Genomic DNA, 12,850 nt, shown 5'->3' with positions numbered 1-12,850 from the left:
TTTCAACAAATTAATATAATTGTTTATACGTCTTTTGTCTATATTTAATTAGTCATTTGGCGAAGATTTTTATAGGGGTAGCTTATCCTTAAAATAAATAAGGTGTTAATATTTGGTAAGTCCAAAAGCTGGAATACATGGTTGGGGTGCCTATATACCGATTTACAGGTTACCTTTGGCAGATATAGCAAAGATTTGGGGATGGCATCCAGACCAATATAAAGGGTTAGCAGTTGAATCTAAGGCAGTTGCTGGCCCTGATGAAGATTCATTAACTATGGGATATGAAGCAGCTTATAATGCTATTAAAAGGTCTAAAATAGAGCCTAAAAAAATAAGTGCAATATTTTTCGGTACAGAGTCAAAGCCATATGCTGTAAAGCCTAGTGCAACAATAATTGGTGAAGCATTAGGAATAACTCCTTTTACTATGGCAAGTGATCTTGAATTTGCTTGCAGGGCCGCAAGTGAAGGCATGAGGTCATTAATCGGCATGGCATCGTCAGGATTGATTGATTATGGCTTAGCTATAGGAAGCGATACTGCTCAAGCAAATCCTGGAGATGTATTGGAATTTACTGCAGCAAGCGGAGCGGCAGCTTTTGTTATCGGTAGGACAAACAACGCATCAGCAATAATTGAAGATTCAGTTACATTCGTTACAGATACTCCAGATTTTTGGAGAAGGGCATCACAGCCTTATCCATTACATGGAGAAGGGTTTACTGGAGAACCGGCGTATTTTTATCATATAGAAAATGCAGTTAAAGCTTTGTTAGAAAGAAATGGTCTAAAGCCTAGCGATTTTGATTACGCCATATTTCACCAACCTAATGGGAAATTCCCTGTTAAAATTGGCCAGGATCTTGGATTTAATATGGATCAAATGAAAGATGGTTTAGTAACTCCTATGATAGGTAACACTTATAACGCAAGTGCATTAATGGGCTTGGCAAGAGTTTTAGATAAGGCAAAGCCCGGCCAAAAGATTCTGCTAGCTCCTTTTGGAAGCGGAGCCGGAAGCGACGCATATTTTATTACTGTTACAGACGAGGTCGAAAATAGAAAGCAATTGGCCCCAACAGTTGAGGATTATTTAAATAGGAAGGTATTGATAGATTATGCTTCTTATGCAAAGAGCAGGTCCATAATCCATGTAATTAAATGAGGTGGTATAAATGGTAGTTTATGTTGAAGGTGTGGGGATGACTAAAATAGATAGGCATTATGATTATAGCTTAAAAGATTTAGCAGCAAATGCTGCTTTTGCTGCAATAGAGCAGGCAGGAGGAATTGATGGTATAGATTATCTTGTATTTTCAAGTAGTCTATCTCCTCTTCAAGATAATCAATTAGATACTGCAAGTTATTTAGCAACTTCTCTAGGTTTAAGAGGTATCAAGGCTTTAAATGTTGAGGCCGGAGAAGCGAGTGGTTTAGCGGCTATTTCTGTTGCAAAATCATTGTTAGAATCTCATCAGGCTGACAAAGTATTAGTTATAGGGGCTGAAAAATTAAACGAGTTCGTAAGCTCTAAAGTCTACAAACAATTACAGATGTTATATGATGGAGATACAAAATCATTTTATAACATAGGCTATGCTGGGGATGCTGCTATATTAATGAGGCTTTATATGGATACATATAATGTAGATAGGGAAGTAATGTCTTATTGGCCTGCATTAATGCACTCTAACGCAAAAGAGAACCCTTATGCTATGCTAAATTTTGCAATAAAACCTGATAAGGTAGCGAAGTCTCAAATATTAGCAGACCCAATTACATTGCTTGACTCTTACCCGTTAGGGGATGGAGCTGCAGCGATCGTTTTGTCAAATAAAGATATGTCAACTTCACCTATAGCTAAAATATCTGCAGTAGAATCATCAACAGGTTACGGCTCTATAGAATTATCAGACGATCCATTGTTGTTTGATTCTTTATCTGAGGCTTATAGAAGGATATCAAACATAGCAGATACATCAAATTTAGACTTTATAGAAATTCATGACTCCTTTACAATAACTGCTATGGTTATATTAGAAACCCTTGGATTGGCAAAACGCGGAAAAGCTGCTGAGTTAGTATCTACAGGCTATTTCTCTCCAGGAGGAAAAGGGCCTTTAGCAAACCCAAGCGGAGGATTAAAGGCTAGAGGCCACCCGTTAGGTGCAACAGGCGTTTATCAAATAGCAGAATCGTCATTGCAAATAGCAAATAAGTTCCCGGGGATTAAAGTTAATAATGCAAAAAAGGGTTTGGTGGTTTCTCTTAACGGATTGGGCTCTAGTTCTTATGTAGCTTTAGTTGAAGGGGTGTAAACTATGTCGATGGATTTATCTATATCAAGATTTTGGAGGAAAAAAGAGATAATATATAAATTAAGTGGGGCAAAATGCAAGAGCTGTGGTAAAGTTCATTACCCGCCAAAAAATGCGTGCCCATATTGCGGAAGTAGAGAAATAGAACTAATAGAATTACCAAGAAAAGGTAAACTAATATCTTATACAACTATATATGCAATACCAGAAGGTGCAAGACATCAATCACCTATTTACTACGGTTTAATAGATTTAGGTGTTACAAAAATAACTGCTGAATTGACTGATATAGTTAATGCAAATTCATTGAAAAAAGATATGGAAGTAGAAGCTACTCTAAGAAAAACACAAGAAGATAGGGATGCAGGTCTAATTTATTATGTACTGAAGTTCAGACCTGTATTGGTGTAAAAATAAATGAGTGTAGATGAGATCTTAGAAAAACTAGAAAAAGGAGAGATAAGCATAAGCAGGCTAGACCAAGCATTAAAAAGCTCTAATCTAGCAGCCTTGGTAAGAAGGCTTTATTTAGAAAGAAAGTATAATATAAAACTATCTGCAATAGCATCTACTTTATTAGATTTTGAGGATTTAGTTGGGCATAACATTGAAAACCCTATTGGCGCAGTTCAAGTACCAATTGGCATCGTTGGGCCCTTAAAGATTAATGGAGAATACGCGAAAGGAGAATTTTATGTTCCAATGGCCACAACTGAAGGAGCTTTGGTTGCCGGTGTTAATAGGGGTGTAAAGACTCTTACATTGAGTGGAGGGGTTAAAACAAAAATTATATATGATGGAATGGCTAGGGCTCCATTAATATGGACACCCGACGTTGAAGAAGCAAATAAATTGTCTTTATGGCTTAAATCTAATTTTTCACAATTTAAGGAGTTAACAAAACAAGTTACAAGTCATGGAGAACTTAAAGACATGCAAGTTTTTATAGTAGGTAACATGGTTTGGCCGAGATTTGTTTTTAATACTGCAGATGCCATGGGAATGAACATGGCAACCATAGCTAGCGATAAAATATGTAAATATATAGATGATAATTATGGAGGACCTCACAAATGTGTGAGTTTAAGCGGTAATCTATGTGTTGATAAAAAGCCAAGTTATTTAGATAAGTTATTAGGAAGAGGAAAATATGTTATAGCAGAGGCTATTATAAAAAAGGAAATCCTTAAAGATGTAATGAGATTAACTTCTTACGAAATCGATTATATAAATAAATCAAAGAATTTATTGGGTAATGCTGTTTCAGGCAGTTTAAGCTATAATGCACAATTTGCTAATATAATAGCTGCTATATTCCTTGCAACCGGTCAGGATATGGCTCAAGTAGTAGAAAGTAGCTTAGGCTATGTTTGGACTGAGACAAGAGGTGAAGACTTGTATATTTCAGCTACTTTAACTAGCCTAGAAGTAGGAACTGTAGGAGGGGGTGCATGGTTACCCACTCAGAAAGAAGCATTACAACTATTAGGAATAGCAGGCGGCGGGAATCCTCAAGGGTCTAATGCTATGAAGTTGGCAGAAATTATTGCTTCTACGGCTTTAGCTGGAGAGCTCAACTTGCTGGCAGCTCAAGCTGCAGGAGAATTGGCTTCTGCCCATGAAAAATTAGGAAGGGCAAAAAAGTTTTAAAGTGATTTTAAAATTTAAAGGATTTTAATTGTTAACCCCCCGGTTAACAATGGCAAACCCAATACCTAATTAATGCATCAGCTATTACTGACCTCCTCTTTGCTTTAAAGGGCTAGACTTTCGGTTGTAAAAATAACGAAATTTCAATAAAACAGAAATAATTGAAACTTTTAGAATTAATAAATAATAGTTCTATTGAATATGCAAAACTATACTAATAATTTAACATTTTATCCCGGAATTTCTTGCGCAACTTGATATTCCACTAAATGCATGTCTAATAACTTCATCAATTCTATTCGCAGCATTAATTATAATTGAGCTATTTTCAATAATACTTTTTTCTTCAAGAGGCACTATAATTGAGCTATTTTCAATTTTTACATTTATTTTATCTTGGGTTACTTCTATTTTTGTATCTTTAATCCCTAATTCTATATAGTCTGATGATAATGTAAATCCAAAAGCATTGCTTCCAGTTTTCCACAATTTTGTTTCAACGTCATTATCAAGCTTAAATGTATTAGAGCAATCGCTAGTGCAAAGTACACCTTTAGCTGTCTTCATACAAGAGTTTTTATTTGAGCTAAGGCATTCTACATATTTACTTATTTCATTCATCCTGTTAATTAGTGTTAATATATTTACAAGGGACGTCGAACCTATAGCGCTTACACTTCCTTTTCTCGACATGGATTTTGATATGAGTTCTAGCCTGTTAATTAATTGTGTTGCTGGCACGTCTTTTCACCTTTCCTTATAGTTCTTAAGCAATTGGGTTTTATAAGTACTACTGTTTTTAATTTTTTATAATCATAATAATAGGGGATTAATATGTCTAAGTGTAGTTGCGAAGAGAAGTCAAAAACAGAGCTTATATTATGCTTAGCGCCTCCAGCAGGAGAATATGAAGCACAAATAGATTTAGGAAGTAATAGAAAGCTTATTATAAATTCAGGAGGCATGTTTTTAAGGACATATTCAATTGATGATTTTTTACCTTTTATGCAAACAAGGGACATAAAAATAAAAGAAAAGGATCTCGATTTGTTTAACATATCAACAAAAGATATGTTATGCTCTACTATAAACGCTTTGATAGATGCATCTAGTCATGGCTCACTTTATGCAAAAGAGAAGGTAAATAATTGCTTGGAATTGATCGAAGAATTAAAAAATTACTGTAAACAAAAATAATTATAAAGTTCTAATCTTTCACATATTCTCTTCCTATTAATTCTCTTGCAACTATATAGCGCATTATGTTTTGAGATCCCTCGGCTCCTACTAGATATGAAAGGACTCCTAATAGATTTCTGAACACATTTGCTTCCTCTGTGTAAGAATAGCCTCCATAGGTTTTCATTGTGGTTTCTATTGCCTGAAATGCGGTCTCTATAGCCATAATTTTTGAAGATGAAGCCCAATAGTTTAAGTCTTGAGGCTTAAATCCTGGCTCTTTTTTAATGAATATCTTGTCAGCAAGTTGGGCAGACTTATATATTAAAAGCTTTGTTGCCTCAATTTTTGTTGCAACCTCTGCTATTGGGAAGCTAACTCCCTGGAAAGAGGCTATCGGCTTGTCATCAAACATTCTTCTATCCCTTGAATATTTAACAGCTTGTTCTAAAGCCCATTGGGCTGCACCTATATTTGCTGCGCTAACTAAAACCCTTGCTATGGAAAACCCTTGCATAGCTAAATAGTAACCCTTATTTTCATCTCCTATTAAATGGTTTGAATCTGTTAAAGCGTTATTGAAATGCAGTAAACCTGTAGAAATTGCATGCCTTCCTATAGTGTTTAATATAGAGTATTCAAGACCCTGAGTTATCTTACCATTTTTATTACCTATAAAGGCAAAACTAGATAATCCTCTATGCTTATCTTCTTGTTTCCCCGTTCTTGCAATTAAGAACCAGCTCCCTAATTCCAGTTGTTCTAAAGCTTCTCTAACCCCGCTTATATATATTTTTTCTCCATTAATTTTATATAGGTTTCCTTCTTTTTTTGCTGTTGTTTTTTCTCCAGCAACATCGCTCCCTCCACCAGTTTCTGTAGAAGCAATACCAAAGAACCCCCTTCCCTTTCCTACTAAGGGAAGTATTTCTTGCTTTGTCTCTTCCTTACCATATAAATACAATATATAAGGCCAGCTATTATTTAGCAATGTAAAAACGGCAGTAGCTACTGCAGGGTCGTTATAAGCAACTTCTTCTACTGCCAATGCAGCTAACAAAAAACTTCCTCCTTGGCCGCCATATTCTTCTGGAACTGCTATAGCGAAAAGACCTTGATCCCCCATCTTATGAATAACTTCAGTTGGTATCTTCTTCTCGCTATCCATCTTTATCCATATCGGGTTTAACTCTTTAGATAGAAATTCGTGGACAGATTCTTTAAATAGTTTTTCATCTTGTGATAAATCAAAATCCAACCCTGTTCACCAATAAATTTAATGCTATCCTGCTTAAAATATTTAACCTATTGGAATTAAGAGGATAAAAGTATGTGATGTTTTTTAAGGAGATATTATTTAATCTAATACTATATTGATATCTATAATAGAACCATCATAGATATTCAATAAATCTCTTAGCCTTCTTTCAAAAATTATCTCTACTACATCTTTTTTATATATAGTTATTTCAGGTCTTAATATATAAGCGTTTAAAGAATTAAAGAGCAAAATTGGATATGCAATTACTCTGGCATATTTTGCATTAGGTATTTCTGGGGGATTTATAACAACAGCTTTAGATTTCGATAAGCAATTATTAAACTCATCAACATCTGATATAAGCCTAGCATTTAATGTGCCAGGAAAAGGAGTGAAACCTAATGATTTTTTAATATTTTTTGAATAAATACTAACAAAAAATTCTCCCTCATTCTTTCCGCTGAAGACTTCTGCCTTAAATGTTTTATTGCACAATTTAACCCCCTTCACTCAATTAAGCTTAAATTAGTAATTAAAAATCTCTTAGCAGGAGGTCTAAAGGTATGAATAAGAAGGCATTGATATTGCTTGCTTTGCTGCTGGTAACATCTATGTATACGATAAGCATAGCTAAAGGAGCTTCATTGCTTTACAGCGTATCGAATACAAGTGCAACTATACAAAACCAATACTATCAAATAAATTTTAATTTAACCAAAGGAGCATCAATAGTTAGTTGGAATACATTAGTTCCGCAAACGGTTCAACTGAACAGCTTAGAAATTCCGTCAATGGTACTATCTATTAACCAATCTCTTCCAGGAAATTTATATAATCAGCAGTGGAGGGCGACTTTAATAAATAAAGGATCAAACTATGTTAAAATGTTGTTTACTCCCATAAATTCAGGTAATATATCAGTTTACGAGTTTGTAACTGCGAGCAATTATTATCCATATATTAGCTATAGCATAATAATAAACACTACAAGCAACAACACATATATCAAAGACCTTTATATAGGTATAGGAGGTAGCTCTTTAGGAAATAGTTGGTCTTTTATTGGTTCGGAGTTAGTAAACGGAATTCCTGAATATTTTATTGGAAACAATTCAAACAGCTATACTGGAAACTTTATAAAAGTATTAATGTTGTCGGGCTCAAATAATAGCTATACTTCGATGATTGGACTTAATTTTGTAAGCCCAACATATGCAAGCGTGCAATTTTTAAAAGGATACATTAATGGAACGCCTGCGGTAAATGGAGTTGCATATACTATCATTGATATTAAAAATATTAGCTTAATTAGGGGAAGTAGCTATATAATAGACTTTAATTTATATGAGTCCCAATTCAACCCAGAATTAATAAGTTTAACGGATTCATTAGATATGGTTTCCCAAGTATATAATATAAATGGTAATATAACAAATTTAATAAACTATAGAATGATAATAAATTCATATTTAAATGAAATAACTTCATTAAATCAAAGTATAAATTCTTTAACTACAAAAGTTGGGGAGTTGCAAGGTTTAGTAAGTTATTGGCAAGTTAGGTATAATGAAACAAACCAATTAGCAGGAAGCTATTCTTATAGGCTACATAAAAGTGGTGAAGTTTCTATAGGACTTTTCATACTAGGTCTCGTAGTAGGAGTATTAGGAGGAGCATATTTCTTAAAGCCTAAGCCTTCAGAAACTATGCCTCTTAAACAACAAAAGAAAGAAACAAAAAAGAAATAATTCGTTACTTTATTTTAAGAAGGGCTAGTGCCTTACTTATATTCATACACTTTTCTATATTCCAAACGGTATCTATGAATTGTTTTGCATTTCTTTTATATAGCTTTCCTTCAGTGACCTTTAAGAATTTATCTACAACGCCTTCCCTGCTTAATGGATTCTTAAAGTGACCAGGAGGATATGTACTGCTTTCTTCTATAGTTCTTCCGTCAGATAGCTTAACTGTAATTGTGTTTTTAATTCCTGTCGGATATAGTTTATCGTGTTCAGGGTCAACTTCTACTTTCATTTTATTTAAAACCTGCCTTACATCATTAGCTAGATACCTGTTTTCATGGAAAGTATCGAGCCAAACCTTACCATCAAGGAGGGCTGCAGCAACTATATATGGTAGGCTGTGATCTGCTGTCTCTCTTGTCTTTGGATCCCACTTTTCTGGATCCTTAACAATTATGTTATATGAAACCTGGAAGGTCTTAACATTAACTTCTTTTATATCTTCAGGTTTTAATGAACCAGCTTTTTCTCTGATTTTTAAAGCTGCATCTACTGCGCTCATTGCATGATATTCAACAGGCCAATATTTTATGCTTGTCTCTAACAGCTTAAACGGTTCGCTATCTTCTCCCCCCATCTTTGGTATATCAAACTTATCTCCATTTAATGCTACTCTGAAAAATCCATATTCTCCGCTAAAAATAGGTGATGGTCCTCTCATGCCTTTATACGCTAATATAGCTGCAAACAATCCGTTTCTAGAGGCATTTGCTGCAGCGCAGCCTTTCCACATGCTGAGTTCTCCAGCCCTTGTTTGTCTTAAAGCAAGGGAATTTACTGTAGAAAGATTTATAGCTTGTAACATTTGGTCTCTATCTAATCCAAGTACTTTTCCAGCTCCAACAGAAGATGCTATAGCTATATATACAACATGATCATATCCTTTGCTCCTTACGCTATAGGCATCTGCAAGTCTTGCTGTAACTTCATAAGCCGCAACAATACCTTCCAATATTTTCTTACCATCTGCTTTTGCAATCTCTGCTGCTGCTATAATTGCAGGTAGGTTATCGCTTGGATGTAATGCTTCCTTAGATAGGTACGTATCCATAAAGTCAAAAAATCGTGAAGCGCAGCCGTTAGCGAAATCAACATGATCTGCTGGGCCAGTCCTATCGGTTCCCCATATTGTAGCAGAAAGTCTTGAACTTGAAGAAGACTCAGCTAACCATCTAGCTATGCTAACTGGCTCTTCATTAAATGCCCCTATAGCAACTCCGAAAGTGTCTAAAATTCTTTTCTTAGCTTCTTCTATTACATTGCTTGGAATATTTTTATACGAAAGGTTAACTGCCCAATCAGCTATTCTTTCTGATAAATCCTTATAGGAAGCCACTTTTTTCTCACCGCTGATATATGAACCATATCTCTTATTAATATTTGTCGCTATCAGCTATCTATAACTGGGGAGAAGTTTGCTTACTTACAGCAAGTATCCATTTGCTATATCTTTAGAGGATTACAGCAAAACCAACTATGGCTATAGGATTAATATAGAGTCTTTACTTGAGAATAACAAAATAGTTAAATTATCAAGGAAAAGGTTAGAGGAAGCAATAGCAAAAAAGGTTAGCCCTTTAAAGAACGGCGATTCAACTGATGATGAAGTATACTCTTTTTATCTCTCGTTAGCTGCAATAAAGGCATCAAACTCTATGATAGCTCTAGATACATATGCTAGAGCAGAAGCTAATAGGGCAAGCTATTTTATTGAATCTGATAATGAAGAAAACCTGATAGCTTTAGGTGAATTGATTGGATTGAAAATAGAGAAAGAGCTAATAAAGATACCTTGGCTGATTAATAATAATGGAAAAATTGTATATAGAACTTTACCTTATTATACTAGAATCGATGAATTTTTAAAAATAGCAATAAATGCTCAGGAAAGCCAATTTAGATTGGTAAATTCGTTTTTGTTAAACGGTAAAGTCTATTTGGATATGAAAATTCTTAAAGGCTTATTAGAGGTTGGCGTTATAGTAAGGATAAAGAACATAGCAAGAGATCTAGAAGTTGGAGAGGAACTTTCTTCTTTCTCAAATGAAATACTAAGATATTTGAAGTTGACAGAAAATAAAATTCCATTAGGAAAAATTAATTATGATGCCTTTCCACCTTGCATGAAAAACTTCAAAAATTTAATTGATAATGGTAAAATAGGGGATGAAGGTCTTTATCAATATATCGCATTCTTAATATCGATAGGGGTTGATGAAGATGAGTTAAGCAATGTTATATCTAATTCTCTAGGCATTTCTCCTAACTTATCGAGAAAAATAGCTAAGGCTTTCATAAAAGTAGAAGATATTAGTCCTTACAGGTGTGATATAATGAAAAAGAAAGGCCTTTGTCCTCAAGATTGTGGAGGCAAACACCCTATACTTGTTTATAAAAAGAACTTTAAGGAAAATTCTAGCAAATGAGGAGTTCCTTAACTAATTTTGTCAGTTTTCTCAACCTTTTATGCCCTTCCTCTAAAGCATCGTTAGCCCTGTCTACAATTTCATTTAAAGATTCTATGTTAAAAACGAAAGTATCGTTCATTTTTAATGGCATAGTTATTTGAACTGCACTCATTAATTCAACAGTAAAAATATTGTCAGAGCTTGATAGTATTCCACTATGTTTAAATCCTGAAGTCCTTGCTAAATTTAATAGGTTTAAGGCACAATCTATTCTTTCAGTTCTTATATGTATTATTGGACCGGTAACCTTAAGCCAAAGATCATTAAATGGTCTAGAAACTACATTAGCTATGCTATAAACAGATATTTTCTCATGGGACTTATAGACAACCCTTGATTTATCTCTTTCCCAAGGCCACTTGCCTTCTATTATGGTTATCCTTCCTAAGCAGCTGCTAGATGTAACAAAATTTTCTCCATTTAATTCCAATATGTATTCTTCGGCATAAGGATCTAAATATCCTATTATTCTTTCTTGCTTCAATATTTGGTTAATTTTTTTCAATGTAGACATCAACAACCACCTGGTATAGCCTTGGCCCTACAGGTCTAACTTCCTTTGAGTTTATTATTTTATATTCTATATTATACTTTTCAAGTTCCTTTTTTGTTAATTCTTCTGCTTTATTTAAAAACTCATCCTTCTTTGCACTTACATGCAAATATAAATGGATATATCCAATTTTTTCTATAGCTGAAATCGCATACCTAACGTATTCCAAAGCTTTATCAGGTAAAGGCATTAATATTCTATCAGAAGAATTTAATAATTTTTTTTCTATAACTTCCTTTGCATCTCCTAAATAAGGAAAAACTATATCTTTAACTTTGTTAATTTCAATATTTTCGACCATATATTTATATGCATCAGGGTTTATGTCTATGCTGTGAACAATTTTAGGTTTTGATTTTTTTGCTATTATAATTGAAAATAGGCCTGCCCCTGCAAACATGTTTATTATTCTTTCACCCTCATTTACAAGTTTTGCTATTCTTAAATGTTCGTAGCTTAATCTAGGCGTTATAAACACCTTTTTTATATCTACCTTAAACATGCAATTGTGTTCTTTGTATATTGTTTCGGATCTGTTTTCTCCAGCAAGATATCTATAATCGCGTACTTTTAATTCTCCTATTACAGGAGTTGCTGCAAGAAACACGCTTTTAATAAATTTATTTTTCTCTAAAATCTCATTGGCTAGTTTCGTAACTTCTTCTTCGTTTATATTGTTAAATGGGGCTTTAATAACTGCGATATCTCCTATATATTCTATTTTTGGCTTTTTCCAAATCATTTTTGATCTATGAATTAATATGTTGCTAAGTTATTTATATTATTGGTTTTATCTCATTTTTTAAGAAATCCCTTATTATATCGTTGAACTCTTTAGGTTTTTCCAAATAGCATGCGTGTTGAGCTCCCAAATATATCAACCTTGAGCTCGTTACGTTATCTAAAATTAGTTGCGCATTGCTTATTGGCGCTATTTCATCTTTAGACCCCCATATTAATAATATTGGCTTTCCCTCCATATTTTTAAGCTTGTCTTTATAATTAATTATCCTAACCCCTCCTACAATTACAGCGCCTTTAACTTTTTCAGGATAGTTTGCGCCTAGTCCAGCAGCTGCATAGCCCCCAGAGCTTGCTCCTACAATTACAGCATCTCTTATTCCTATGGAGTTCATAAAGTCGTTAACGAATTTATATTCAGTATCTTCGTCATAAACACCTTTGTCTGATTTTCCTTGACCTGGGGGATCTACTGATATTACCCTAAATCCTTCATTGTAAATTGTGTCATAAGTTCCTACATCTATCCAAGTTTTAGCGTTGTATCTTAATCCAGGCACAAGTAAAACCGGGTATCCATCACCATCATCATAATAATGTATTTTTAATCCACTTATTTTAACTATTTTTTCTGTATACAAGTTTATCACAAAAAAACCATTGTATGCGGAAATATTTAATTTTTAATCTTTGTTTGTTTATTATAAAATGCTTAAAAGCATCTCCTTTATTAGCTTATATGATAAAGTTATTGTTAACCCCCCGGTTAACAATAACTTAACTTATACAGTTTTATCTCTTACAACTGAAGGCCTTACCCTTCAGGACGGGGAGGAGGTCGGATAATTTTTTATAAATTTATAATTTAAGTA

The 12,850-nt window shown here is 33.9% G+C and carries 14 protein-coding genes; 7 read left to right on the top strand and 7 right to left on the bottom strand.

All coding sequences use genetic code 11. From position 1 onward, the window contains the following. The first annotated feature begins 112 nt into the window (after nucleotides 1-112). From RXO53_RS01300 to RXO53_RS01285, 4 genes are read left to right on the top strand one after another with little or no spacing between them, the layout of a single operon-like run. Entirely contained in the window at nucleotides 113-1,168 is a 1,056-nt protein-coding gene (locus RXO53_RS01300) for a hydroxymethylglutaryl-CoA synthase (protein ID WP_410712475.1), read from the top strand. A gap of 10 nt (nucleotides 1,169-1,178) precedes the next feature. Continuing rightward, entirely contained in the window at nucleotides 1,179-2,321 is a 1,143-nt protein-coding gene (locus tag RXO53_RS01295) for a thiolase family protein (protein WP_410712474.1), read from the top strand. Between the two features lie 3 nt (nucleotides 2,322-2,324). Further along, on the top strand, nucleotides 2,325-2,732 hold the full coding sequence (locus RXO53_RS01290; RefSeq protein WP_410712473.1) for a Zn-ribbon domain-containing OB-fold protein: 408 nt from the start codon (nucleotides 2,325-2,327) through the stop codon (nucleotides 2,730-2,732). Nucleotides 2,733-2,738: 6 nt separating this feature from the next. After that, on the top strand, nucleotides 2,739-3,971 hold the full coding sequence (locus RXO53_RS01285) for a hydroxymethylglutaryl-CoA reductase (protein ID WP_410712472.1): 1,233 nt from the start codon (nucleotides 2,739-2,741) through the stop codon (nucleotides 3,969-3,971). A gap of 222 nt (nucleotides 3,972-4,193) precedes the next feature. On the opposite strand, the gene RXO53_RS01280 is transcribed toward RXO53_RS01285, so the two are convergent. Beyond that, a complete protein-coding gene (locus tag RXO53_RS01280) occupies nucleotides 4,194-4,712 on the bottom strand; it encodes a hypothetical protein (protein WP_410712471.1) in 519 nt (172 codons plus the stop codon). Nucleotides 4,713-4,805: 93 nt separating this feature from the next. On the opposite strand from RXO53_RS01280, the gene RXO53_RS01275 reads away from it, so the two are divergent. Beyond that, entirely contained in the window at nucleotides 4,806-5,168 is a 363-nt protein-coding gene (locus tag RXO53_RS01275) for a hypothetical protein (protein WP_410712470.1), read from the top strand. A 10-nt stretch (nucleotides 5,169-5,178) separates the two neighbouring features. Here RXO53_RS01275 and RXO53_RS01270 read toward each other — a convergent pair whose 3' ends face one another. Together RXO53_RS01270 and RXO53_RS01265 are read right to left on the bottom strand one after the other, a co-directional pair. Then, nucleotides 5,179-6,408, bottom strand: a complete 1,230-nt coding sequence (locus RXO53_RS01270; RefSeq protein WP_410712469.1) for an acyl-CoA dehydrogenase family protein — start codon at nucleotides 6,406-6,408, stop codon at nucleotides 5,179-5,181. 99 nt (nucleotides 6,409-6,507) lie between these two features. After that, nucleotides 6,508-6,906: a DUF120 domain-containing protein gene (locus RXO53_RS01265; RefSeq protein WP_410712468.1), complete on the bottom strand. Its 399-nt coding sequence runs from the start codon at nucleotides 6,904-6,906 to the stop codon at nucleotides 6,508-6,510. Between the two features lie 68 nt (nucleotides 6,907-6,974). Between RXO53_RS01265 and RXO53_RS01260 the strand changes: the two genes are divergently transcribed. After that, a complete protein-coding gene (locus RXO53_RS01260) occupies nucleotides 6,975-8,159 on the top strand; it encodes a hypothetical protein (protein WP_410712467.1) in 1,185 nt (394 codons plus the stop codon). 4 nt (nucleotides 8,160-8,163) lie between these two features. Here RXO53_RS01260 and RXO53_RS01255 read toward each other — a convergent pair whose 3' ends face one another. After that, the gene (locus RXO53_RS01255) at nucleotides 8,164-9,552 is read right to left on the bottom strand and encodes an MmgE/PrpD family protein (protein ID WP_410712466.1); all 1,389 of its coding nucleotides are present in this window, start codon (nucleotides 9,550-9,552) and stop codon (nucleotides 8,164-8,166) included. 79 nt (nucleotides 9,553-9,631) lie between these two features. Here RXO53_RS01255 and RXO53_RS01250 point away from each other — a divergent pair, with 79 nt between their 5' ends. After that, entirely contained in the window at nucleotides 9,632-10,642 is a 1,011-nt protein-coding gene (locus RXO53_RS01250) for a hypothetical protein (protein ID WP_410712465.1), read from the top strand. Here RXO53_RS01250 and RXO53_RS01245 read toward each other — a convergent pair. The 3 genes from RXO53_RS01245 to RXO53_RS01235 are packed head-to-tail and all read right to left on the bottom strand — an operon-like array spanning nucleotide 10,632 to nucleotide 12,619. Further along, nucleotides 10,632-11,198 (bottom strand): tRNA-wybutosine modification methyltransferase TYW3, encoded by a 567-nt coding sequence (locus RXO53_RS01245; RefSeq protein ID WP_410712464.1) that lies wholly within the window; start codon nucleotides 11,196-11,198, stop codon nucleotides 10,632-10,634. The two genes, RXO53_RS01250 and RXO53_RS01245, sit on opposite strands and share 11 nt — an antisense overlap. Further along, on the bottom strand, nucleotides 11,176-11,979 hold the full coding sequence (locus RXO53_RS01240) for a class I SAM-dependent methyltransferase (RefSeq protein ID WP_410712463.1): 804 nt from the start codon (nucleotides 11,977-11,979) through the stop codon (nucleotides 11,176-11,178). The genes RXO53_RS01245 and RXO53_RS01240 overlap by 23 nt, the downstream gene beginning before the upstream one ends. A 34-nt stretch (nucleotides 11,980-12,013) precedes the next feature. Beyond that, nucleotides 12,014-12,619: an alpha/beta fold hydrolase gene (locus RXO53_RS01235; RefSeq protein ID WP_410712462.1), complete on the bottom strand. Its 606-nt coding sequence runs from the start codon at nucleotides 12,617-12,619 to the stop codon at nucleotides 12,014-12,016. Nucleotides 12,620-12,850: the final 231 nt, after the last annotated feature.

The organism is Caldisphaera sp. (assembly GCF_046536515.1).
GTDB lineage: Archaea > Thermoproteota > Thermoprotei_A > Sulfolobales > Acidilobaceae > Caldisphaera.
The sequence above is the reverse complement of the archived record's forward strand: the minus strand, read 5'-3'. Positions and strand labels throughout refer to the sequence as shown.